The organism is Paenibacillus ferrarius, assembly GCF_002027705.1.
GTDB lineage: Bacteria > Bacillota > Bacilli > Paenibacillales > NBRC-103111 > Paenibacillus_E > Paenibacillus_E ferrarius.
Genome location: NZ_MBTG01000002.1, coordinates 158,462 through 183,383 on the forward strand (window position 1 = coordinate 158,462; position 24,922 = coordinate 183,383).

Genomic DNA, 24,922 nt, shown 5'->3' on the forward strand with positions numbered 1-24,922 from the left:
TGTGTAATTTATTCCTTATCTACACCCAGCCTTTGCGATGAGCAAAGATAGCAAGCTGTGTTCGATCCTCCAGCTCACATTTCATTAGAAGGTTGCTGACATGGGTCTTAACCGTTTTGATACTGATAAAAAGCTCTTCCGATATATCCTTATTACTTTTCCCCTCTGCAATCAAAAGCAGTACTTCTCTCTCTCTTGAGGTTAAGCCTTCTTCTGCCGGCAGCTCATTGCGTTGTCTAATTCCCCTTGTGAGCGCCAACGACACTTCCGAATTCATTACAGGCATGCCGCGGTAAGCGCTTTGAATCGCATGAATCAATTGATCTGACGAAACTGTCTTCAACATATAGCTGATGGCTCCCGACTCCACTGCTTCAAGCACCTTCGCTTCCTCTAGAAAGCTGGTTAGCATAATGATCTTCGTCTGTGGAAACTTGTCTGAGATTAATTTCGTAGCACCAATCCCATCCAGCACTGGCATCGTAAGATCCATCAGGATCACATCCGGAATACGTTCAACTGATTCTTGATTTAATTTATCAAAAGCTTCTTGCCCATTGCTGGCTTCTCCTACGACTTCCAATCCCGGCTCCAAGGAAATATACGTTCGCAATCCAACTCGAACCATATCGTGATCATCAACAATCATAACTTTAATGTTCGGACTCATTCGTTTCTCCCTCTCTCTCCTTCAATAAAGTAACGGATTGGCCTGTAAACCTCGGAATGCGCACGCGCACTCTTGTGCCCGAGCCCAATTTGCTGTCAATCTCAACTTCCCCTCCGAGCTTTTGTGCACGTTCCCTCATGGTTGATAAGCCATGTGAAGCGGAAGGAATATCTCTTCGTTCAAAACCTTGCCCATCATCCTGTAATTGAAGCACATACTGGTGCTCCCGTTCATAAATAGCTAGCCGTACCTGTTTAGCCGAAGCATGCTTCACGATATTCGCGAGACCTTCTTGAATAATGAGGAAAAATTGATGCTCAATCGCTTCAGAAATAGATTCACGCAGCGAAACGTCAAGCTGGCCCTGCAGTTCATGATTCCGGCAATATTCCGGAAACCACTTCTCCAGGGCTTCTTGTAAACTCATATCATTCAACTCAATCGGTCTTAATTGGGAAATCAAGCCACGCATCTGCTTCTGGGCATGATGGGACATTTCGATAAGCTGGGTCATTACAGACGGAGCTGCGCTTGGATTTCGCTCCAGAATCTTAGGCAGCGAGGAAGCCGACATATGAATAGCAAAAAGTTCTTGGCTAACGGTATCATGCAGATCGCGCGCTAGGCGCCGTCTTTCTTCCATAACGGCATTCTCCGTTAGCTCTTGATCACGAATCGCTTCAGCTTCGCCAAGCTGTTGCAGCAGTTGAACGCGTTCTTCAACGGCAGAAGCCATTTTGTTGAAAGCATCATACAAATATAAGAACGGTTCTACCGGCTCCATCTCAATACGACTGGAGAAATTCCCCTTGGACAACTCCAGCATAGCCACATGCAGTTCATCCACCTTACGCTGCCAGCGTTTGGTCGCCACGTAACCTACCGTTAGGCAAACCGCAAGAATAGCAACAAGGAACCACATGCGAAAATTCCAGTTGGCTAGCTCTGCACTGTAGTATTCAAGGACAATATATATACTAAGAACCGTAAGCAAGCTGGATATAAGAAAGTAATTCAGCAGCTGCCACTTCATATTGAACATTCGCAATTTGTACATGCCTCATCCTCAACCAATCTTTTTAATAGTAATGTCTCCGATAAACATACTCGTTGTTACGATTAGTTTCCGATCTGCTTCTTCATATTGCGAGGTTTGTGTTCTAACACTTCGCAAGAAACCACTCTCGCGGCGGTCAAGCACTTTCATATCACCAATGAAGGAGCTCGCCATGACTCGAACCTCGACATCGATATCATTCGGGATAAAAATTTTCACATCGCCGATAAAAGCCGTAACATGAATGGTCGTTTCACCCAGTGGAATAGAAGCACGCGTAAGATCAATAACAGAATCCCCAATAAAGTGTGAGATCTGGATCGGTTTCAATTCCCATGCTTCTTGACCAAGATGCACATCCCCGATAAAGCCATGACGATGGAGCACGTCGCCGTTATCAAAATTCCTTACGAACTCATCGTATTTATGCTCTTGATGTTGATGATGAAAAGCGTGTGTCTGCGGCTGACGAGGCGCATGAGGTTTCGCGGCAGGCTCCTTCGTTTCGGGTGAAGCACCAATCTCCCATTCCTCGAGATGCTTGTCACGAAACTCGCCATGAATATCCTTGAGCACAGCCTTTTCTTCTTCACTAAGCTCACGCTTTGCTTCATTAGAAGCAAACGATGCTTCCTTATGCTTATCAGTGCTCGCCCCTGGCTTGGTTTCATTCCATTTGGGCTGTTCCCAAGGACTCCGATGCTTATCATGCTGCCGTCTTCTTGCTTCTCGTCTTTCGCGTCTGGCCTCTTCTTTGGCTTCTCGAATAGATGGCCACTCCGGGGATTCTTTCCGGCTTGGTTTGAAAATTACATTCAAACCAAACAAGATTAAAGCAACAGGCGCAAGAAACTTAAACATTTCTCCCAGCGACAGATTAGTTACATGTAAATTCTTGAGAAGAAAGATCGTCCCAACGCCACATACGAGCAAGCTCCAAATCGAGCCTCCCCAGTGATATTTGCGCTGCCAAACGAAGCCTGTAAGTCCATAGACAATTAGAATAACAGGCCAGTAAGTGGAAAACATATACGCAAGATCAATCTCAATTAACCCCATTTGATTAAGTAAAAAGAGGGTACCTGCCGTCACAAGGACAAGCCCCCAAATCATCCGTTGAAACATATGCGGATTCATACGTTCTTCCTCCATTTGTGTCCATCATCGTTAAGCTTACCTCTAGTCTATAAGATACGAGCCAGATTGAAAAGAGACGAAGGATTGAAGGCCGCCTCGGTCTTAAGGCTGAGTTTTGGCTGGCAAATACGGAATACCTCACATGGTATTTTGAAAAACGAACAATAGCGTCCACATGTTATGTATTCTTACGTAATTCGTTGACATGTTTATCATCAGAACCGTATAATTGGTGCAAAAGAACGCGTCTACTATGAGGAGAGATTAGAGTATGGCTACAATCCAACAGCTTTCCAGCGGTCTAGATACCATCTGGGTTGTTCTGACAGCTGCCATGATTTTATTGATGGAAGGCGGTTTCGCCTTGCTGGAAGCAGGCTTTGTCAGACAGAAGAATGCGGTAAGCATTATTATGAAGGTGTTTGTTGACATCGCCTTCGGAGCCCTTATTTTTTATTTCATTGGTTTTGGCCTTATGTATGGAAAAGATGCTGCAGGACTCATCGGAACGACAGGCTTCTTCATGGGAGGAGATTTGACACACATCGCCTTAAATATCTCACATGAGACCTATTGGCTGTTCCAATGCGCCTTCGTTATTGCTGTTATCTCCATTGTATCGGGCGCCGTTGCCGAACGCATCAATTTTCGCGCTTACATTTTGTATACAATTGCAATGACAGGTTTCATATATCCTATCGCAGGCCACTGGGTGTGGGCGATTAACGGGTGGCTAAGCAAGCTCGGCATGGTTGATTTCGCCGGTTCCGCCGTCATCCATGGGCTTGGCGGATTCTCCGCGCTGGCCGCAGCGATCATCATAGGTCCAAGGATTGGCAAGTTCTCGCCGGATGGCACCGCCAACATCGTGCCCCCCTCCAATTTGCCTCTAGCCTCGGTGGGCGCTTTCATTCTATGGTTTGGTTGGTTTGGCTTTAACTCCGGCAGTACCCTGAGCGCTACCAACACTTCGATTGGACATATCGCCGTAACGACCATGCTCGCTGCGGCAGCAGGAAGTGCAACCTGCATCTTGTTCACCATGATGCGATATCGCAAAGCCGATCCACCGATGGTCATCAACGGTGCTCTTGCAGGGCTGGTTGGCATCACCGCAGGGTGTGCCTTCGTGAGTGATGTTGCCGCCATCCTTATCGGAGCAGTGTGCGGGATCTCCATGGTCTATGCGACAGAAATGCTGGAAGCCAGACGAATTGATGATCCCGTTGGCGCTTTCCCTGTTCATGGCATTAGCGGCAGTATCGGAACGTTGGCTGTTGGATTGTTCGCACAGCCGGACAGTATCCGTGAAGGGACTGCAGGATTATTTTATGGAGGCGGCTTCAGTCTGCTTGGGGTTCAGGCCTTAGGTTTAGTTACGGTCTGTGTCTGGGGCTTCGCGATCACATGGGGATGTCTGAAATTAATTAATCTCATCGTCCCGCTGCGGGTCACCCGCGATGAAGAGCTTGTAGGACTTGACGTTGGCAGTCACGGCGTCCCCGCTTACAGCCAAGAAGATGGCTTCCTGGATTTACAGCAATTGAAGAACGGAAAGTAACAACGAAAAACCCTTCCGCCTAGGAAGGGTTTTATCTTATATTAGGAGAGCATTTCTTCAATCTCATCCGGTATAGAGACGACATCGCCGGGTTTGGATTCAGTCATAATTTGTCTGGCATGGGCAATTTCAGCACGCAGCTTTCTTACTTGCTCCATCGGTTTCTTCACATAATGGATATATTCGACAGCAAGATGATGATCCGGCTTTTTGCCAGAGAACATGCGGCGAAGAGAAGACATGGTCTGGTAGGCGCGTTCTTCTTTCATTCTTTTCACTTCATAGCGCTCAACAACCTGTTCAATCTCTAAGACTTGCTGCTCCTTGCGGGTAATGTAAGCTTCCAAGAAAGGAAATACCTCTGCAGCCTTCCTAGGTGTTCTATGAGGATTTCCGTCCAATCGCAAAGCATTCAGCATCGTCACTCACCTGTCTCCCCGTGTCAAGATTCATAACAGTAATCTTATTTTACACTAAAAAAACAGATTTGAGAACCATTATTTCAGAATTAAATCGATTCCTACGACGCCAATCGGGGTACCCATGTCATCTATTATCGCTTTGGATAACGTAATGCATGGTTTTTTGGTAATAGCTGACACATATTCTTGCGAAACGAAGAGTTCTCCTCCCATCGCCCGCTTCCACCATTCTCTCCCCTTGCCATTGACCAAGCCCGCTTCAGGCATCGAAAAAATGAATGTGCCATCAGCGCGATTCGACCAAATGGCTTCTACGCCTTCCGTTTTCTTCAAAATGGCAGCTAAATGTGCCGCATGTTGGCTATCCAACAAGGAAGTGATGTCAGGTTGCAGCACGAGAGAGCTCAACATTTGTTTAATCTCTTGAATATTGACATCGAGGACCCCTTCTTTGCTTTTCAGCCCGACGGTTTGGATCGCCTGAATCAATTCAGTAGAGGAGCGGTCTAAATTCTGATTGATATGCTGCAGCAGAGATACTTCTTGGCGCTGTTTTTTCATTTGTTCCAAGGTAATCTCCACACTCAACATCGTCTCATTCATCAAATCAACCACTTGCCCGAGTGAGGATCTTGTCCCTGTAACCAAGGACGATTGATGCTGCGTCGAGCTCGTCGTACTAGCGACAAGATTGTTCACATGAACAATTAATGAGAAGATCGTATCCATCTTTTCTTTCATGACTTTCATTTCGGCTATGCCGTGAGAGACCGATGCTTTCTCTTCAGCAACAGCCGCTACGACTTGCGAAACACCACTCTCGATGGAAGCAAGGATTTCAGAGGATTTCGTTACGGCTTCATGACTTTGAGCTGCAAGCTTCTTGATCTCCTGGGCAACGACAGAAAAGCCTCTGCCGTGTTCCCCAGCGCGTGCCGCTTCAATGGAAGCATTCAGAGCAAGCAGCGAGGTTTGCGAAACCACTTCCGCAATAAACGTATTGATTTCTTCAATTTTGGAGGTATGTTCGGTCAAATCCAGAATCTTTCTCTGCATCGTATCATTATTCCTATGTAGATCATTCATCACTTCATCCGTTGCACTCAGTGAACGACAGACATCCACAACCGTATCCTTCGTTTGTTCACTCTCGTTATGCATATGCAGGGAAGAATCCAAGATTGCATCGGCCGCAGCGGCTACTTGCTGAATCGCGGCAAAAGCTTCTTGCAGCTGCCCGACTGCTTGATCACTGCGGATTTTCAAGTCCTCTTCCCCTTGAATCGAAGAATCCGCTATGTGCAGCAAATGTCCGATGGACCGATTCACTTCCTCCACAGCAGCAGCCAATCTGTCTGCAACGACTTGAGACTCTTGGATAAACGTCCGAAACTGCTCTTGTTGGTCCTGCTCTTGGATCTTCGATTTCGATGATCTGATACTCACCCAAGCCAAAATACCTATAAACAAAAAAACAGCTAAACCGGCAGCCGTGAACCAACGTGATGCAGATGATGCAGATAATAAAGCGCCTACACTGACTGCAATACCAATGAAGATTGAACCACAGAACCAAGCTCTTTGTTGCGACTCTGCCTGCATAAGCAACTGGCACTCCTCCCCGAAGAACCTCAATGTTAGTTTTTGTTACATTATATCGAAAATAGGAGGAGTTGAAAAGAAATAAAAACAGAGATCGAACCCGATCTCTGTTTTTACCTGCTCTTATGTTTGCTTACACATTATTTGTTTTGATTTTGCGTATTTGCTTGTTGCTGCTTGTTTGGCACCGATGTTTCACTGGCAAATTCTACGTCTTGAGCTGCTTTTTTGCTGTTTTTGTTCTTAGCCATGTTCAATCACCTCCTGTATGTATAGAGTTTCCCAAACAGGATATTTTATGATGGAAATGTTTAGCGAAATTGAACTTTATAACGCTTTGGCCGGCGCAAGGATTTCATCCTTCAATTGATTCCAGATAAGCTCTGTCACCTTGCCTTGTCCCTCTTTGACAACGAAGACCTTCACCGTCTTCTTGCCCCACTCTTTGTATACTTGGTCTTTGGTGTCGAAATAAAGATCAATCTTCTTGCCTTTAATCGCACTTCCGGTGTCCGCGACAACCCCATAGCCATAACCTGGAATAAACAAGACGGTGCCTAGTGGAAATACATTCGTGTCTGCGGCAATGGTGGACAAAGCTTTATCATCCCTTTTTACCTTAATACCCGAATAAGTAATCCCATATTCCGGATGATCCGGATTCTTTCCTGTCGACTCTTTGCCAGCGAAATAGCCTGTTGCGGTCACCTCAACCGCCCTGAGCTTGGACAAATCGGAGTCCAGTTTCGGCACATAGCGATAATTGATTTGTTGTTGACGTTCTTGCACGACCGACATTGAAACAGGTTCCGTATTTCCTGAAAGCTCCATCCGCTGCGGTGTTTGTATATGGGTGACGGTTTCCCCCGTCGTGTAGCTACCTTGATGGCTTGATGCTTGTCCAAACAGCGCAATAAGAACATTTACGATCATCCATACCCCCAACCATCGAGGTTGAGTCATTAGTTCCCTAAACATCGTTTTGATACCTCCCCTACTATTGCAGGTTCTCCAGTTCATTCCAGCTTTAAACCTCCATATGCAGACTCACTGTTTAAGATGTCCTCCTTACGCTCCCTTATACATACCCAAATGTCGAAATTTGAAAACAAAAAAAGCAGAGAAGAAAAGTCTTCTCTGCTTGAGATATCGCTTATTATAGTTTTTTACTAATTTCTTCATTAATCATCCCGATGACTTGCTCAATCGGATGCGTACCGAGATCTCCTTGACCGCGTTTGCGGATCGACAGGCTTTCATTCGTCACTTCATTTTCTCCGACGACAAGCATGTAAGGAATTTTCTCGAGCTGTGCTTCCCTGATTTTGTACCCCAGCTTCTCATTGCGATTGTCTGCTTCTACACGGATACCGGCAGCTTGCAAACGCTCTGTAACTTGATTCGAATATTCTTCGAATGCCGGGGAAACCGGAATCACCTTCGCTTGAATCGGCATCAGCCAAGTTGGCAATGCACCTGCATAATTTTCAAGCAAGAACGCCGTCATACGTTCCATTGTACTGATAATTCCTCTGTGAATAACAACAGGACGATGCTTCTGACCATCTTCACCTGTGTACTCCAGTTGGAAACGTTCTGGCAGCAAGAAATCAATTTGCGCAGTCGAAAGCGTTTCTTCTTTCTTCAGAGCCGTTTTGATTTGAACATCCAGCTTAGGTCCGTAGAACGCCGCTTCCCCTTCAGCCTCGAAGAATGGAAGGCCGAGCTCTTCAACAACCTCACGCAGCATGCGTTGGGAAGTCTCCCACATTTGATCATCCTGGAAGTATTTCTCTGTATCCTTCGGATCGCGGTAGGAAAGACGGAAACGGTAATCGGTAATCCCGAAATCAGCGTAAACTTGACGAATCAAGTTCACAACACGCGAGAATTCTTCTTTGATTTGGTCCAAACGGCAGAAAATATGAGCATCATTCAACGTCATGGCCCGAACACGGTGAAGACCCGTTAACGCACCTGACATCTCATAACGGTGCATCGTGCCAAGCTCAGCAATCCGGATCGGAAGATCGCGGTAGCTGCGCATATCACTTTTATAAACCATCATATGATGCGGACAGTTCATAGGACGAAGAACAAGCTCTTCATTGTCCATGATCATTTTGGGGAACATATCCTCGCTGTAATGCTCCCAGTGACCGGAAGTTTTATATAATTCAACGTTGGCTAGTACAGGTGTGTATACGTGCTGGTAACCTAGACGCTCCTCTAAATCGACAATGTAACGTTCCATAGTACGACGCAATTTAGCGCCATTTGGCAGCCAAAGCGGCAGACCTTGTCCTACTTCACGGGAAAAAGCAAACATTTTGAGCTCGCGGCCCAATTTGCGATGGTCGCGTTTCTTGGCTTCTTCCAAGAGGTGGAGATGCTCGTCCAATTGCGCTTTCTTAGGAAATGCTGTGCCATAAATACGCTGCAGCATTTTGTTTTTGGCATCTCCGCGCCAGTAAGCTCCGGCAACGCTCAGCAATTTGAAAGCTTTGATTCGGCCTGTCGAAGGCAAATGCGGTCCGCGGCACAGATCAAAGAATTCGCCTTGATCATAGATCGTCAGAACAGCATCTTCAGGCAGATCACGGATCAATTCCAGCTTAAACGGATCTTCCATTTCAGTGAAAATACGAATGGCTTCTTCACGGGAAACAACACGGCGAGTGATCGCCAGATTTTCACCGGAAATGCGCTCCATTTCCTTCTCAATTTTCACCAAATCCTCGGGATTCAGCGGAGTTTCCAGATCAATATCATAGTAGAAGCCGTCTTCGATGACAGGCCCGATCCCTAATTTGACCGCTTTTTCGCCATAAATGCGTTTAATAGCCTGCGCCATTAGATGTGCCGTGCTGTGACGATACATCTCTAAGCCAGCTTCGCTATCCAGTGTCAAAATTTCTACGTCTGCATCTTGTTCCAGCGCGAAGGAGAGATCAACCGATTTCCCGTTCACTTTTCCACCTACGGCATTCTTCTTCAGTCCGGATGAAATGGACTCCGCCACTTGTTCAATTGTCGTTCCCACTGCATATTCTCTTACAGCGCCATCTGGTAATTTCACTTGTACAACCATCTTCGTTCCTCCTAGATATTCATTTGAACGCAAAAAAGCACACTGCATCCCATAAGGGACGAGTGCGCTCAGCTCGTGGTTCCACCCTAGTTCGACTCGCTGCTTGCCCACTCAGGCAAGACGAATCCTCATCAGCATTCGGTAACGGGAATGATTCCGGTATTATATACTATCAAGCCTGCAGATCAGGTTGAATTCCACAATACGGCTACAAAGGGGTAAACGATCCGGTTCACTGAAGGAGATTCCAGCCTAGTCTCCTCTCTCTGAGCAGTTCTTGCAGAAAGTTCATGTCTTTGATCTTAACGCCTTCGTTCATTATTATAATTGGCTCTTTGCCCAAGGTCAAGGGGATAGTTGATCCTGATGCTTCGCTTCACCCAGATAGATGTCGCAAGTCCGACAATAGGAGCATACGGTTGTCCGATCCTCGAAGATTTGCCGAATTGTTTTGATAATCGTCATTTCCGGATCCCGTGTATGAATGTAGATATTGGCGGGAGACACCGTAATTAACGTACTGACGATCATATCTTCGAAGTTGATATCCTTCTCCAGCACCTCAAGCTTAAACGAAGCATCAAATTCATTCGCATCTATGAGCTCAAGCCGATCATTCAAAATAACAAACTCGTGACCGCCCTTATGAATCAAATGAGCCACAGGAATCTTGGCTTCCTGAATGTAGACAAAATATTGCAAAAGGGAAATAAATTCTTGATATTGCCGATCCATCATGAACTCATCAATGGCATATTCCGCTATTTCTCTAAGCTCATCCGTATAGTCCTGCAATCGAAATTTAAGAAAACCATCCAAACTTAACCGCGAGGTTTCCTCCAAGGCAAGCACAAGCTGATCCGACAAGACTTGCTTGCGCCGCAGCCTGCCGCTAATGCCGCTATTCAGCAAAGAAGCTTCCTCCATCACAGTCTCCGTGTGCAAGGATTGCTTACAGTAGCTTTCAATAGCCTCAACATCTTCTTTGCCTTCGTATTTAAATTCTTTCATTATTAGATTCCGCAGGATAGCGTACTCTTTGTCCACCATAATATGCTCAGCCAAAGCATCTGCCAGACATTGACTCACTTCCTTGCGAATTGCAGGAACATTCTTTTCTTCTATTAAGGCTTCAATATGCAGGGAAGCGTGCGTCTCGAATAGTGCATAGTGAACAAACAACCCACTTTCAACGATATGTAAAAGCTTGAGCTCACTTTCAATTTGAGCGCTTAGCGAACGTACATATGGTTCTTCCGCTTTCATCACAATGATTGCAAACAGTTCCATGACCTCACTCCTTTCCATCACTACATCCTCCTCTTAAGAGTATATGGTCGATAAGAAGCAGATATACAACGAACAATTTGCCATTTCTTTTCAGTAATTTTTGTCAAATCTTTAGCTAAAGTTATTCCAATCACGCAGATATTCATGTTATGATACGGTTAATAGTGCTTAAGTAGCATATTTTGGAGTGGGTATCTATGCAAATGGACGCATCTAATCAACATAAACAGGACTGGAACCGGAAGTTACTTAATGCCTACTGGTTGCTTGTATGGATACAGTTGCCTTTCCAACTTCTCTATGCCATTTCGGAACAACAAGATTTAACCTTCATCATTAATCGGCTGATCATTCCTCTACTCATCATGATCCTCATCATGTTCCTGCTTGAATTCATTAACATGTACAGTAGAATGCTATTGGACTACTACATCATCAGCGGAGGCGCTGTTTTAGCTTTTACCCTAATCTACTGCAATCATGATTTGAAACTTGCTCCACTCTATCTATTTCTCCCAATCCTTGTTTCTATTTTTTACTTTCAACTATCCAAGATTATTTATACTTTAGCGCTTTCGCTCGTTTCCATTTCAATTCTTTATTGGATCAAATTAAGCGTATTCTCGGATTATCATGCCATCGATTTGCTTACCGTCATTCCAGTCCTGATCATTGTTTCCATCATAGCTGCAGGGATTATGAAGCGCGGCGCCGAAATTCTCGATAATCTCAAAGCCACCACAGAGCTTAAACAAGAATTAATGATCAAAAACATCATTATGGACAAGCTGTCCAAGACGGATGCCTTAACGGATCTTTACAATCACATCACCTTCCACGAGTATTTAGACGAGCTTATCCAGCAAAATGAAGCCGGTCAGTTCTGTATCCATATTGCCGTACTCGACATCGATAACTTCAAAAAAGTCAACGATACGTATGGTCATCGAGCCGGCGACGCTGTCTTGAAGAGTGTCAGCAGCACGTTAAAAAACCGCGTTGGTCTCAATGACTTCGTTGCCCGATATGGCGGAGAAGAGTTCGCTATCATCTTCACGGAGAAAGACACGGATGAGGTATTCGAGCTGCTGGAACGTATCCGCTGGCAAATCTCCCAGATGAAATACGATGAACTACATGGTCAATCTGTCACCATTTCCATCGGGCTCAGCGAATATCGGCCAGGGACATCCAAGGAATCCCTTTTCGCCGGCGCCGATCAGTCCTTGTACACCGCTAAGAAAACAGGCAAAAATAAAACCGTTATTCATACTGCGCCTCTGAAGGAAGCTAATTGAAGATGAATGGGTTAACCCAAACCCATGAGTAGGGGATGCTCCAATGTAGGCAAGGTCCGTGGCTCACCGATTTTAGAAAGCCTGCATAAGTGCAGGCTTTTTCGATCAAATCGCGTAAAAACAGAGAAAGCCTGCGATTATGCAGGCTTTTTAAGCTTTTCTACCCTGAAATCGTGAAAAGCTCTCTAAAGGATGCATAATCGCAGGCATTTCACGATTTTGCTCATTTCCAAGTAGAAAAGGATGCATATTTGCAGGAAATATGCCGAAGTACACGAAGTGAGCCAAACTGACAGCTTGTACAAAACCGAGGAAAATCCTATTTTTCAAAACAACCTTCAATTACGATCTTTTCCTTACCATAGTAATCTATGACACGTTCGCCTAGTTCAATCTCCTTCCATCCCTCTAATAGTTCTCTGCACGAATCAATACTATAAAAGTACCTATCAATAGCATGCTCTTTTTGCGCATCATCATCATTAACGGAATTTAACCGTATTAGAAATAGTCCTTTATCGCTTAGCATTCTTCTAACTTCAGCCAATATCCGGTTCAATACGCTATCATCAAAGTAGTGGAGTGACAAACTAGCTACAATAAACTCAAACTCATTATCCTCAAAAGGAAACTTATCTTGTGTATCATGATGCAATATTTGAACGCTAGGAATGTTAGTTTCGATAATTGACAACGCAACCTCTGAAAAATCAGTTGCAGTCACATTGAATCCACTGCCCACCAAAAATCTTGTATCATTCCCACTACCACATCCAATTTCAAGGACCTTTTTGAACCCTCTATCCTCTATGATGGGATGGTAGCTTTTCAACCATGAATCCAGTTCAGAATATTGAATCCCTTTTTCCTTAAATTTACTAAATTGCTCATTCCATACGTCTAAAGCTTTACTCTTCGAAACGCTCATATTTCTCCTCCTAACAGCATCATAAAACAAACGTCTTTTCAACCCTCTTCGACATTAAAAAATAGCAGATCCACAAGCCAATCCAAATCACTTTTATTGATACACCTGTCATAAGAGAACTTTGAACAGCACTTTCATATGACATAAAGAAATTAACACCAAATGGAATTAAATTAATAAATTCTAAGCCAACAATGACTTTTGGGACATACTTTTTCTTGCTCATAATCAATAGCAGAGAAGCTATCAGACAAATTAAATGAACTATATTGTATGAACTTAAAAATATTAGTTGTTTCGTCCTTTCAACATTCGCTATACCAACTCTGATAATTAGATAATACGAATAACAAATAAAGAATATAGAGATTATGCATGTTGCATTGTAAAATAGCAGCCATCCTCTTATTGGTATTGAATCAATGCTATCCTCAGATTCAAATTCAACAATTTCATTCTCACATTCAGGACAGTGCTTCATTCCAGATTCTAACTTCACTTCACACCAAGGACATTCGATCATATGTGCTTCTTTCAAGTTGTGACCTCTCTCTCGATGTTTGGGCCAACCTTATTAGAATAATTCTTGTGTTTCTTAACGTCTTTAGCATACAAAACATAAGTATTTGCTAAAATATCTCCAATTCTTTTCTTGTCCTTTGTTATAAAGACTGAAATTCCAGCTGGAAGTCCTTCTAGTAGGTAGGTTTAACTTCTATAATCGCACCTAAACTATTAAGTCCAATATTGTTGCTACCCATCTGGCACTTATAAAACTCTTAGGATATTTTCGCACTATGTCGCTTGCATCTATGTCTTTTACCTAAATATGATAACTTAACTATGCAAATCAATCTATTGAAGCCATACTATCATCCAACCTACTCGAAATCTCAATAAACTCGTTACCCCAACCACTAGCAATAGATATTTCTTGCAAGGAACCTGTTGGAGCAAAAAGAAACATTATTTCACCGAGAGCAGATTTGTTCCCTAGCCTTAAATTTTCAATGCATAAGTCAAGGCATTCCAGTACTTCATCAACATCCTTAAACCTCGACCAAGTAACGTCTGTATTGGGAGTAGCTACGAGTGAACGAACTTCCAGCAATAGCTCTTTCAACCCTGCGCACTTAAATTGCATATTAAGACCTATTCTTACCAAGCAATTCAATTACTTTATCAAGCTTTTTACCCATTTCAACATCGTTTTTCTTCTTCCAATCAAAATATCTTATGCCACTTATCAACGCAACTACTAGCAATACTATCAATAGTAACGAAATCAGCTGCATTAAACCAGTTATTACCGAAAACGAAAAGGCCATCTAGTATTTTCTCCTCTCAACATATCAGTAAAATCATCAGTTAACATAAAGCATGGGAGCTTTTTTCCATATATCCAAAACAAGATCGGTAATAAACCCTATTTCCTTTTTATCCCTATTGTACCATTTGGATTAATGCTTTAGTTGATAATTTATCGATCGTTAAGTTTAGTATCGCTGGTTTGAAGCGCACAGAGGGGTTTTGAAAAAAACGAATTTCCTTGAGGTTTTTTTGAACACAAAGGAGATGAATGGGAACAGAAAATTGAACAGTTTAATAAAGAACTACTTGAAGATAATGTTAAAGACTTCAATTTGGATTTAACTTCTTACAAAAAATACGAGTATAGGCAATTGGAGTATTTAGCTGAACAGGGTAAATTCAAGTCTATACACAATATAAATGAGAAAATTGTCAAGGACTTAAACAAGGATATTAAGCCACCTTATAATTCCTTTATTGATCCATTTACCTTTGGGCATAAGAAAAACACCATCGTGTGTGATGATGCTTTTTGGTTTATAAATCATTTCTATTCACCTTAGGCCAAGTGGGTCATCTACATTACTCTGGAATCATATTCTTGTCTGTGTTCTTTCAGTGGTTTTGACACTTTTAATTTCAAATTTCTTATCGTATATTACTGAAAAGTCTTGATAAAATGTAGCAAAAACAACTTGTACATCACCATTATCCAATGTATTAGTATCCTTCATTCTTAAATGCAACCTGCTTACTTGATAATTATGCTCTAAATATCCAATTATTTTATCTATTCCCAATGAATCAACTTTACTTATCCCGTCCCTCATTAAGTGTTTTTTAAGTTTATCGAAGGCTAGGTCGCCAAACTTCTTTGCAATCCAAATCAATATTCCTTCACCAATGCTTCCTGCTCCTGCATTGTATGTGAACCTGTTAGTGTAAACAATGCTATAATCAATTTCACTGTCTTGGAAGTCCATAATAATGGGATAGGAAAAATTAGGAGATTCAGGCACTTTAATTCTAACAAAGTATCCTTCTTCTAAAGTTTTCTTGGTATTAAATAGGTCATTCATATCATTATGTTTTGCTTTGACCAAATTTGCATCTAACCAATTTTCAAGCAAATAGAGGAATTTAGGGTTGGGTTCATAGTAGCTAGTTACATTTTCATTATAACGAGCAATTGTTCGATTTATTAAAGATATGTCTACAAAATGTATGTTCCCTGATGATTGAATTGATGTGTAGATGTTATCACCATTAGCACGTAGTATAGCCTTTTCCATTTCAACCAAAAATTCATTTTCAATTAAGTCCTTCTTGTGGTACATACTTTGAACATAAAATAATTTCTGCAAGCTGATTTCGTGGAAATAATATTGATTGTAGATGTTAAAAATTATCAAATGCATAGTTGGTACTCCTTTGAAAGGGAATAGGGAAATTATACCATGCATTAACGTCCTAGACGCTCTAATGAGCATTAAAATAAGCACACGTTCAAAACCATAGTAATGAACTGAACATACCGAACACAAGAAATGAAAAGATAAGACTTGCAAATAATAGAGTGATTGCGAAGACCCTAAAATGAAGTAACTTATAATAAATGACAGAAATCAATATCATTACGAACAGATATAATCCTGTAGAAATTACTGCCGCTCCGTCTATACCCCCTGGTTTAACTAATTCAAAACCATATCTCTCAAAAGGTTTCCCTATGGCGATAATCAGTCCACTGAAATACGAGAAGAATGTCCAGACAAATGCTAGAAAAAAGCTAACCAATATAGCCAGAATGGCTTGAACGGACTCTTTGACCATTAAACACCACCATCAATAAAATCATTCTTTGTTACTATCTCAGCGGCTCACCATAAAGCATTGCCCTTAACCTGATCTTTATTTAGCCCTTCAACAGTATCTATTGGCTCCTTAAGTAGTTTGATGGGAGCTGCTTCATTTCTCTCCCATAACCTATTTTCAAAAATCACATTGTAAAAATGCTTAATGTTTTTTATACGCCCATTTATGATCTTAGGTGCAAGACCCTTTCTTTCGCTTTCCACCTCTTACATGTGTTTGATACACAACATACTGTTCTTGCATTTCGATTAGCCATTCACGAATAATACTGGTGGTTATATCCTCCATGAGTTCAGAATATCCCTTAGTTTTAAGAAAGTCCGTGAAATACTTCTTATCATGAAGTAAGTCCTTCTTTCTAGATTCGGAAATCCCTCTGAACGTTTTAATTCAATGAATTTTGAAAACAAATCATGAATAGTTAGCTTAATGTAATTCTTGATGCCATTACCATTACCTTCATTTGACAATAATGCTCTTTTCCTACTGCGTATGTCCCTGCTAGACGACAAAGAACGCTTATCCATACTAACCCCTCCAATTGGATTAATGATAGACAAGCGTTGTAGTTACTACAGTAGAATAACAGGGTATATACATCATTATGTGTAGTACATACCCGCCATTCAAGCTATGATGTATTTACCTCATTCACCGATTTCCCAGTAGAATCGCCCTTAGTTCTGCATCACGAAATCTTTATCAATCTTCACATTCACGTCATCAAACACACGCAGAGTCTGGTACTTCGTATTCCGCTGCGCAGGAATCTTGCCAGCTTGACGGATGATATCCAGCGTCGAGCTCACGTTGACCTTGTGCGTTGTGCCCGCCGCGGAAACGACGTTCTCCTCAATCATCGTGCTGCCGAAATCATTGCAGCCATAGCTGAGCGTCTGCTTCCCAACCTCAGGTCCCATCGTGACCCATGAGGATTGGAAGTTCGGTACATTGTCGAGCATAATCCGGCTAATCGCCAATGTTTTCAAATATTCTTCCGGCGTCACTTTCTCCGCCTTCATGTTCGTATTATCCGGTTGGAACGTCCACGGGATGAATGCCAGGAACCCTGGTGTATTCAGCTTCTGATGAATAACATCGTCCTGTGCATCACGAATGCGCAGCATATGAAGCGCACGCTCTTCCATGGATTCTCCGAATCCGATCACCATGGTGCCGGTAGTATGCATGCCGATTTTGTGAGCGGTTTGCATGACGTCCATCCAATCGCGCCACGATCCTTTGAGTTTGCTGATTTTGCGGCGAGTCCGGTCATCCAGAATTTCCGCACCGCCGCCAGGCAAGGAGTCAAGCCCAGCTTCATGCAGCTGACGAATAACTTCTTCTAACGATAAACCGTCAGAAACATCTTTCATTTTCATGATTTCAGCGGGAGAGAAGGAATGCATCGTAATGTCAAAACGCTTCTTGATCTCGCGCAGAATGTTCGTGTAGTAGCTGAATGGCAAGTTCGGATTGGTGCCGCCCTGCATAAGGATTTCGGTGCCGTCTACATCAAGTGTTTCTTGAATCTTTTGGAAAATCGTTTCATCCGGCAGCACATAGCCTTCCGCTGAGCCCGGCGCACGATAGAATGCGCAGAAACGACAGTATACATCACAGATGTTTGTATAGTTAATGTTCCGGCCAATAACGAAGGTCGTGATCGGGTCTGGGTGCCATTTCTTCATAATCTGATTGGCTGTATCGCCAATTTTTTCTATTTGATCGGATTCGAACAGCGTAATGCATTCTTCTACATCAATTCGTCCGCCTGACTGCGCTTTATATAAAATGCGATCGATCGGTTTCATAGCAACTCACTCCTTTAATTTCTAAAAGCTTGTATCCATTCATCGTATCATATTCATGCCAAAAAAGCAGCAAATGCTGCTTTCCTAGAGGATGTACACGTTTTAAATATGACTAATTTTCGAAAAACCGATGCACTAACCGCGCAGTGCTTGTTCCAAATCTTCGATAATATCTTCGATATCTTCCAAGCCAACGGAGTACCGTACTAGTCCGTCTGTAATGCCTCGCAATAAGCGAACTTCCTTCGGCATCGCAGCATGGGACATCATCGCCGGATAGGAGAGGATGCTTTCAACAGCCCCCAAGCTTACGGCAACGAGCGGGATACGCACTTTGCTGAGCAGCTGCTTGGCACGCGCGCCAGAGCCAACATCGAAGGAAACGACAGCGCCATACCCGAGAGACTGCTTCTCGTGTACCGCTCTACGAGGATGATTAGGAAGCCCTGGATAGTAAACAAAGTCGATATCCGGCTGTTCGGAGAGCCACTGAGCCAGTCTGCGGGCCCCTTTTTCAGATGCTTCCATACGCGCCTGCAAGGTTTTCATTCCGCGAATCAGCAGCCACGAATCTTGAATTCCCAGAACATTTCCCATGCCATTCTGGATTTGCTTCATCCGGCGTCCCAGACTGTCATTAGCCACTACAGCTAATCCAGCAAGTACGTCACTGTGCCCGCCAAGGAATTTCGTAGCGCTGTGAAGGACGATATCAATACCCAGCTCAATAGGACGCTGATGGTAAGGTGTCATGAACGTATTATCGAGCATTGTCAGCAAATCATGTTCTTTGGCAAAAGCGGCGATTTCGCTAATATCGGTAATTCTCAGTGTTGGATTCGACGGTGTCTCGATGAAGACTGCTTTAGTGTTCGAACGAAGAGCCGCACGGACTTGAGCGATATCGGTCATGTCTACGAACGTAGATTCAATGCCCATACGGCTCATAATCGTTGTCAGCAACCGATAAGTGCCCCCATATACATCTTCCGTACAAATAACGTGATCTCCTTGGGATAGCAGCATTAGCGCGGATGAAATCGCCGCCATGCCTGAAGCGAATGCGAAACCGCGTGTGCCACCTTCCAGAAGGGCTATGTAGTCTTCCAACGCTTGACGTGTCGGGTTGCCCGAACGCGTGTAATCGTACTCTGGAGAAGTTTCCAAATCTGCTTGATGGAAGGTCGAGGCTTGGTACAAGGGCACGCTGGATGCCCCTGTCGCCTTATCAATCTCCCCGCCAAAGTGAATCAGTTTCGTTGCGAATTTGCCTTGAGGCTTGCGTTTGTCATCAGATGGATGGTTCATGAAAGGGATTCTCCTTCGATTTCGGCTTGTGCTTGACTTAAAGCGTTGGAAAGGTCTGCGATTAAGTCGTCAATATGCTCAATACCTACCGAGAACCGCAGAAGACGATCGTCTACACCGATTTGCTGACGAATCTCAAGCGGAATATCCGCATGGGTTTGCACAGCAGGATAAGTCATTAAAGATTCTACGCCGCCTAAGCTTTCCGCGAAAGCAATCAATTGAATGTGTCGCAGAATCGGTTCAATCAATCTGGCATCCGTTACTTTGAAGGAGAAAATTCCTGTATTCCCGCTTGATTGTTTATTTTGAATCGCATAACCAGGGTGTGATTCCAACGCTGGGTAGAAGACTTCATCAATGAGTGGATGCTCTAGCAAGAAATTCGCAATCGCAGTTGCATTCAGCTCATGACGCTCCATGCGCAGCGCGAGTGTCTTCATGCCTCTCATCAAGAGCCAACTGTCTTGCGGCCCAAGGACGGCTCCGATGGAGTTGTGCAGGAACGCCATTTGCTCGGAAAGCTCTTTGCCCTTCGTCACGATAAGGCCAGCGAGTACGTCATTGTGGCCGCCCAAATATTTGGTCGCACTATGGATGACGATATCTGCGCCTAATTCGATCGGTCGTTGCAGATATGGCGTCAATAATGTATTGTCAACAATCGACACGATGCCCTTCTTACGGGCCCAAGTACATACGATTTCGAGATCTGTAATCATCATGAGCGGGTTGGTCGGCGTCTCAATAACCAAACCCTTGGTATTCGGTTGATAGGCCGCTTCCAATCCATCCAAATCATTCGTGTCCACATACGAAGCAGTCACACCGAAACGCGACATGATTTTCTCCAGCAAACGGTACGTACCACCATATAAATCCAAGGACACAATCAGGTGATCCCCTTGGCTAAAATAAGCAAAAATAGTTTGCAGGGCGGCCATCCCTGAGGAACAAGCAAAGCCTGCATCTCCCGATTCTAGCTGAGCGATTGCCTCTTCAAGCACTTTGCGCGTAGGGCTTTTGGTACGAGCATAATCAAAGCCAGTGCTTTGACCAAGCTTCGGGTGACGAAATGCAGTAGCTTGGTAAATCGGGAAGCTAACAGCCCCCGTAACAGGCTCTTCAATGGAGCCAATTTGGGCGAGACGACTTTCAATTTTCAACAACGGGAGTTCCTCCTCAGGGATATGGTTTCAATTTTACAATTGTGAGCTAGCCCAGCTTTCATTGATGTTCACATTTAATTCAAAAGGTGTTTCTTGATACACGTAGTAATTCAGCCAATTAGAGAACAGCAGGTTCGCATGGGCTCTCCATGAATTATAAGGCTTCCTGCTTGGATCATTATTCGGGTAATAATTGCGCGGAATCTCAATATTAAGCCCCTTGCTTACGTCGCGATCGTACTCCCATTTCAAAGAATCTGCATCATATTCTGAATGGCCTGTGACGAAAATATGTTTCCCGTCACGCGTCGCCGCGATGTAGACACCCGATTCTTCGGATTCTGCCAAAATCTCCAAGTCCGAACATCGAACAATATCTTCACGTTGAATGTCCGTGTGACGCGATTGAGGGACATTGAAAACCTCATCAAAGCCGCGCAGCAGCTTCGTATTCGGTACGCCAACGGTATGTGGGAACACACCGAACATCTTTTGATCCAGAGCGACCTTGCGCACACCGAAGTGATGATATAAGCCAGCCTGTGCTGCCCAGCAAATATGCAAGGTGGACGTAACATTTTGCTTGCTCCAGTTCAGAATTTGCGTCAACTCTTCCCAGTACGTCACATCTTCGAATTCCATTTGTTCAACTGGTGCACCTGTAATAATCATGCCATCCAGCTTCTCATCTTTAATATCGTCAAACGTTTTATAGAACATTTCCAAGTGCTCAGCAGACGTGTTCTTTGAAGTATGAGTTTTGGGATGCAAAAGGACGAATTCCACCTGCAGCGGTGTATTTCCAATCAAACGCAGCAATTGCGTCTCCGTCGTTTCCTTCGTTGGCATTAAGTTGAGCAAAGCAATGCGAAGTGGACGTATATCCTGGTGATACGCGACGGATTCATCCATAGTGAAGATGTTCTCTTGATTTAAAATTTCTTTGGCTGGCAGGTTGTCTGGAATCTTGATCGGCATCCTGTTCACTCCTTTTCATAAGGGTTCATATAGGCTGTAAATGCAAAAATGACCTTCTCTGGGATCAGAGAAAGGCCATGGAAAGTCAAAGTCAATGTCCTTCTCTTATCTCCCAGATTCGCGATGATTCGCGTTTCCGCAAGAATTAGCACCGTGCATTCCTTTGTTTCCAAAGGTTTGTCGGTTGCCGGGTGTCATAGGGCTAGTCCCTCCACCTACTCTTGATAAGAAAATGTAACGTATGCGATTAAAAATATCATAGCTATAAACGCAGGGAAAGTCAAGGCGTTTTGTGGCTGTAAAAAGGGATAAATAAGAGAGAATTTGCCAGGGGTTGTCTACCTGTGTTATGCTTGATACGAATCGTATCAAGCGATGATGTTTAAACGGAGGCTGATTACGGGTACATATATATCAAACTGTATGTCCATTCAACGCACGCAAAATTGATGCTTAGAAAAGAGGTCCATTATGACAACCCAAACATCGGATCATTTCTCCGCCTTCGCTTCCTTAAATCGCTATTTCGCCTTATCTCAGACGTCCAAACCTACCTTGCAGCAAGCTGAAGAGGCCGCTGCCCAGCTATATCTCATCTATGGCGCTGCCAGTGAAGAGGAGCTGCTCCAGAAAGCAGATTCTGAAATAATTGAAATCTACACCGAAACGAAAAACAAGATTTTCAATGCCGCCATGTAATTTCATGGCGGTTATTTTTTTGACACGAATCCAGCCTATTTCCCATATTGTATCTAAGCAGCAAATCCCGCGGAAAATCAAACTTTTTGTCTTGAAAGAGGATATTCGAAGGGTTATACTAGACAAGTATTATTTGACACGGACGATAAAGGGGGGCATACGTTTGGACGGAGAACCGAGGAGTTGCACCGGCAAATTAAGAGAACAATTTCATAGTGTAGGAATGCAGTCGGTTCTTTCTTCATCCGTAGCCTCGCGCAATTGATGAACCTAACCGACTGATTCCATTCAAAGGGGTGGATCAGATGAAAACACGTTGGGTTCAAGATGGCATATTTACGTTAGTAGATGACGTGTCTATCGCACTTACACCACCAACAAGAGGCTTTTATTGGATTGACGCAGGGATTGAGGATTTAGAGCTTCTACAGCCTATGTTCCATCTTCATGATCTAGCCGTCGAGGATTGTTTAAGTGAAGAAGAGCAGCGTCCTAAGATTGAGATTTATGATTCGCATTATTTCATTGTCATTAACAGCATTCGATTCGATGATGAAGAAATTTTTCTTCGCGCACTCAATATATTTCTAAGCAAACATGTCATAATTACGGTTACCCGGCAAAAAATTAATGAAATTCGCGCTTTGAAGCCTTTTCTTTGGGAAGAGGAAGTCAACAGCGCTGATCGGTTCCTCTATCATCTCGTCGATCTTGTCGTCGATAACTACGTCGCGGTTGGCGATCGAATTGAAGCGAAGATCGAAAAGCTTGAAGAAGACATCCTCATGGCCACGAAGAAATCCCATCTGAATGAAATTATTGGACTTCGTTCCGAAATACTCTGGCTCAAAAAAGTACTTGTGCCTCAGCGAGACGTCATTGGGACACTAGGCAAAAAAGAGCTTCGGCTGATTGACCATCAGCTCCAGAAGTATTTTGGCGATATTTATGAAAATGCCGTAAAAATTGTCGATACGTTCGATACGCTGCGCGATCTGATGGGCAACTTGCGAGAAGCCTATCAATCCAGCGTCGCTAACCGAGCGAATGATATTATGCGCGTCTTCACTGCGCTGACAACGATTTTCATGCCCTTAACCTTCATCACCGGTGTGTTCGGGATGAATTTCGATAATATTCTTGGACTTCATGTCGCCCACGGCGATGAAATCGTGCTAGCTTTTATGGGAGCGCTGGGTATTGCCATGTACGTTTTGTTCCGTAAGAAAGAATGGCTATGAGTACCTGCTCAATAGAACAAAGGATAAGGGCTTCTTGAAAGCAGCTTGCTGCGGACAAGGAGCCCTTTTGAGTATGACTAGCTCAACTTGAGTCTAACGAACTTCCGTTTACCGACCTGGACGATATCGCCATCCATCGGTGTTATTTTCGCATGGATAGCGGCAATTTTCTGCTCATTGATTTTCACGGCACCTTGTTCCACACTGCGCCTTGCTTCCCCATTGGAAGCCTGCAAGTCGAGCGCCACCAGAAGCTGAATAATGGAGATCTGTCCTTCTTCCAGCAGATTGACTCTCAGCAGTTGCTCCTCAATCTCACCTGGCAAAGCCTTCTTTTGAAACACCGTAATAAAATGCTGTTCCGCTTCATCTGCTGCTTGAGCGCCATGATACATGCTCACATACGATTTGGCTAATTTCATCTTGGCATCTCTCGGATGAATCGTACCCTCCTCTAAACCTTGACGCAGCTCTTGCAAATCTGTATGGGACAAAGTTGTTGTAAGCTCGTAGTACTTGAGCATGAGCGTATCCGGAATGGACATCGTTTTGCCGAAAATATCATTCGAATGCTCATCGATGCCAATGTAATTACGCAGGCTTTTACTCATTTTCTGAACACCATCAAGTCCTTCAAGCAGCGGCATCATGATAGCGACCTGTCCCTCTTTCATTTCATAGGCTCCCTGCAGCGTCCGGCCCATCAAAATATTGAAGGTTTGATCCGTTCCCCCCAGCTCAATATCCGTTTCGAGGGATACCGAGTCATAGCCCTGCATCAAGGGATAGAAAAACTCATGCACATGGATCGGCTGATTGGCAGCGTACCTTTTGGCAAAATCATCACGTTCCAGCATACGTGCCACGGTGACTTTCCCCGCTAGCTTAAGTACATCATCAAACTTCAGCTCACCCAGCCATGCGGAGTTATAGTAAAAAGTCGTTTTGCTTAGATCCAATATTTTCGTCAATTGAGTCTGATACGTCTGTGCGTTGCGCTGCACATCCTCTTCAGAAAGCTGCTTGCGCGTTTCGGATTTACCCGTCGGGTCCCCAATCCTCCCTGTGAAATCTCCAATAATGAGCTGCACCTCATGACCCAAATCCTGAAATTGACGCAGCTTCTGCAGAACCACCGTATGACCGATATGGATATCCGGGGCGGAGGGATCAAGTCCCAGCTTTACCTTTAGCGGAATTCCGCTAACGACGGCTTTCATAACTTTCTGCTTAAGCGCCTCTTCCGGCACGATATCTGCAGCTCCACGCTTAATAATATGCAGCTGCCGCTGCACCTCTTGCTGCTGTTCATCCGTTAATTGCTGCCATGTCATCATACCTTCATTCCTCCTTCTAAGAAAACAAAAAGAGACAATCTCCTCGTCCACAAAGGGACGAGAACATTGTCTCGCGGTACCACCCTAATTAAAGAAATACGCATGGAGATCTCCACATCGTATGTTCTTTCACT

General features: G+C 43.8%; 21 protein-coding genes, 1 riboswitch and 1 other annotated feature (1 of these 23 only partly in view). Of the genes, 4 read left to right on the forward strand and 17 right to left on the reverse strand.

Translation table 11 applies throughout. The features are described from left to right. Window positions 1-19: 19 nt before the first annotated feature. Genes BC351_RS03450 through liaF form a run of 3 tightly spaced genes read right to left on the reverse strand, consistent with a single transcriptional unit; the run spans window position 20 to window position 2,864 of the window. Window positions 20-670 carry a response regulator gene (locus tag BC351_RS03450; protein ID WP_079409317.1) on the reverse strand — a complete coding sequence of 217 codons (651 nt, stop codon included), beginning with the start codon at window positions 668-670 and terminating at the stop codon, window positions 20-22. Further along, window positions 654-1,727: a sensor histidine kinase gene (locus BC351_RS03455; protein WP_079409318.1), complete on the reverse strand. Its 1,074-nt coding sequence runs from the start codon at window positions 1,725-1,727 to the stop codon at window positions 654-656. The genes BC351_RS03450 and BC351_RS03455 overlap by 17 nt, the downstream gene beginning before the upstream one ends. Window positions 1,728-1,736: 9 nt before the next feature. After that, window positions 1,737-2,864, reverse strand: a complete 1,128-nt coding sequence (gene liaF / locus BC351_RS03460) for a cell wall-active antibiotics response protein LiaF (protein WP_158081972.1) — start codon at window positions 2,862-2,864, stop codon at window positions 1,737-1,739. Between the two features lie 271 nt (window positions 2,865-3,135). On the opposite strand from liaF, the gene BC351_RS03465 reads away from it, so the two are divergent. Further along, window positions 3,136-4,425 (forward strand): ammonium transporter, encoded by a 1,290-nt coding sequence (locus tag BC351_RS03465; RefSeq protein ID WP_079409320.1) that lies wholly within the window; start codon window positions 3,136-3,138, stop codon window positions 4,423-4,425. Between the two features lie 41 nt (window positions 4,426-4,466). Here BC351_RS03465 and BC351_RS03470 read toward each other — a convergent pair whose 3' ends face one another. The 5 genes from BC351_RS03470 to BC351_RS03490 all read right to left on the reverse strand — a co-directional run bounded on the left by BC351_RS03470 (window position 4,467) and on the right by BC351_RS03490 (window position 10,848). Next, window positions 4,467-4,844, reverse strand: coding sequence for a hypothetical protein (locus tag BC351_RS03470; protein ID WP_079409426.1), 378 nt, complete (start codon window positions 4,842-4,844; stop codon window positions 4,467-4,469). Window positions 4,845-4,922: 78 nt separating this feature from the next. After that, complete coding sequence (locus BC351_RS03475; RefSeq protein WP_244208878.1) at window positions 4,923-6,449, reverse strand: methyl-accepting chemotaxis protein; 1,527 nt, start codon at window positions 6,447-6,449, stop codon at window positions 4,923-4,925. A 327-nt stretch (window positions 6,450-6,776) separates the two neighbouring features. Then, window positions 6,777-7,427 carry a 3D domain-containing protein gene (locus BC351_RS43815; protein WP_279628302.1) on the reverse strand — a complete coding sequence of 217 codons (651 nt, stop codon included), beginning with the start codon at window positions 7,425-7,427 and terminating at the stop codon, window positions 6,777-6,779. A gap of 178 nt (window positions 7,428-7,605) precedes the next feature. Beyond that, on the reverse strand, window positions 7,606-9,540 hold the full coding sequence (gene thrS, locus BC351_RS03485; RefSeq protein WP_079409323.1) for a threonine--tRNA ligase: 1,935 nt from the start codon (window positions 9,538-9,540) through the stop codon (window positions 7,606-7,608). Between the two features lie 345 nt (window positions 9,541-9,885). Beyond that, window positions 9,886-10,848: a putative sporulation protein YtxC gene (locus BC351_RS03490; RefSeq protein WP_079409324.1), complete on the reverse strand. Its 963-nt coding sequence runs from the start codon at window positions 10,846-10,848 to the stop codon at window positions 9,886-9,888. Between the two features lie 179 nt (window positions 10,849-11,027). Between BC351_RS03490 and BC351_RS03495 the strand changes: the two genes are divergently transcribed. After that, a complete protein-coding gene (locus BC351_RS03495; RefSeq protein ID WP_079409325.1) occupies window positions 11,028-12,128 on the forward strand; it encodes a GGDEF domain-containing protein in 1,101 nt (366 codons plus the stop codon). Window positions 12,129-12,447: 319 nt separating this feature from the next. On the opposite strand, the gene BC351_RS03505 is transcribed toward BC351_RS03495, so the two are convergent. The 8 genes from BC351_RS03505 to metA form a co-directional block, all read right to left on the reverse strand. Then, window positions 12,448-13,056 (reverse strand): class I SAM-dependent methyltransferase, encoded by a 609-nt coding sequence (locus tag BC351_RS03505; RefSeq protein ID WP_079409327.1) that lies wholly within the window; start codon window positions 13,054-13,056, stop codon window positions 12,448-12,450. Between the two features lie 19 nt (window positions 13,057-13,075). Beyond that, window positions 13,076-13,594, reverse strand: a complete 519-nt coding sequence (locus tag BC351_RS03510; RefSeq protein ID WP_079409328.1) for a DUF2569 family protein — start codon at window positions 13,592-13,594, stop codon at window positions 13,076-13,078. A 607-nt stretch (window positions 13,595-14,201) separates the two neighbouring features. Further along, on the reverse strand, window positions 14,202-14,384 hold the full coding sequence (locus BC351_RS03520) for a DUF4083 family protein (protein ID WP_079409330.1): 183 nt from the start codon (window positions 14,382-14,384) through the stop codon (window positions 14,202-14,204). Window positions 14,385-14,960: 576 nt separating this feature from the next. Next, the gene (locus BC351_RS03530; RefSeq protein WP_079409332.1) at window positions 14,961-15,785 is read right to left on the reverse strand and encodes a hypothetical protein; all 825 of its coding nucleotides are present in this window, start codon (window positions 15,783-15,785) and stop codon (window positions 14,961-14,963) included. Window positions 15,786-16,919: 1,134 nt separating this feature from the next. Continuing rightward, window positions 16,920-18,056: a cyclic dehypoxanthinyl futalosine synthase gene (gene mqnC, locus BC351_RS03550; protein ID WP_079409336.1), complete on the reverse strand. Its 1,137-nt coding sequence runs from the start codon at window positions 18,054-18,056 to the stop codon at window positions 16,920-16,922. A gap of 135 nt (window positions 18,057-18,191) precedes the next feature. Continuing rightward, window positions 18,192-19,364: an aminotransferase class V-fold PLP-dependent enzyme gene (locus tag BC351_RS03555; RefSeq protein WP_079409337.1), complete on the reverse strand. Its 1,173-nt coding sequence runs from the start codon at window positions 19,362-19,364 to the stop codon at window positions 18,192-18,194. After that, window positions 19,361-20,530, reverse strand: a complete 1,170-nt coding sequence (locus BC351_RS03560) for an aminotransferase class I/II-fold pyridoxal phosphate-dependent enzyme (protein ID WP_079409427.1) — start codon at window positions 20,528-20,530, stop codon at window positions 19,361-19,363. Before BC351_RS03560 ends, BC351_RS03555 begins: the two co-directional genes overlap by 4 nt. Window positions 20,531-20,566: 36 nt before the next feature. Continuing rightward, window positions 20,567-21,511: a homoserine O-acetyltransferase MetA gene (gene metA / locus BC351_RS03565; RefSeq protein ID WP_079409338.1), complete on the reverse strand. Its 945-nt coding sequence runs from the start codon at window positions 21,509-21,511 to the stop codon at window positions 20,567-20,569. Window positions 21,512-21,613: 102 nt separating this feature from the next. After that, window positions 21,614-21,742: riboswitch (SAM riboswitch) on the reverse strand. 240 nt (window positions 21,743-21,982) lie between these two features. On the opposite strand from metA, the gene BC351_RS03570 reads away from it, so the two are divergent. Together BC351_RS03570 and corA are read left to right on the forward strand one after the other, a co-directional pair. Further along, entirely contained in the window at window positions 21,983-22,210 is a 228-nt protein-coding gene (locus BC351_RS03570; protein WP_079409339.1) for a hypothetical protein, read from the forward strand. A 305-nt stretch (window positions 22,211-22,515) separates the two neighbouring features. Next, a complete protein-coding gene (gene corA, locus BC351_RS03575) occupies window positions 22,516-23,451 on the forward strand; it encodes a magnesium/cobalt transporter CorA (RefSeq protein WP_079409340.1) in 936 nt (311 codons plus the stop codon). A 77-nt stretch (window positions 23,452-23,528) separates the two neighbouring features. On the opposite strand, the gene tyrS is transcribed toward corA, so the two are convergent. Continuing rightward, on the reverse strand, window positions 23,529-24,785 hold the full coding sequence (tyrS, locus tag BC351_RS03580; RefSeq protein ID WP_079409428.1) for a tyrosine--tRNA ligase: 1,257 nt from the start codon (window positions 24,783-24,785) through the stop codon (window positions 23,529-23,531). A 53-nt stretch (window positions 24,786-24,838) separates the two neighbouring features. Next, window positions 24,839-24,922: a binding site (T-box leader), on the reverse strand; it runs 174 nt beyond the window's last position.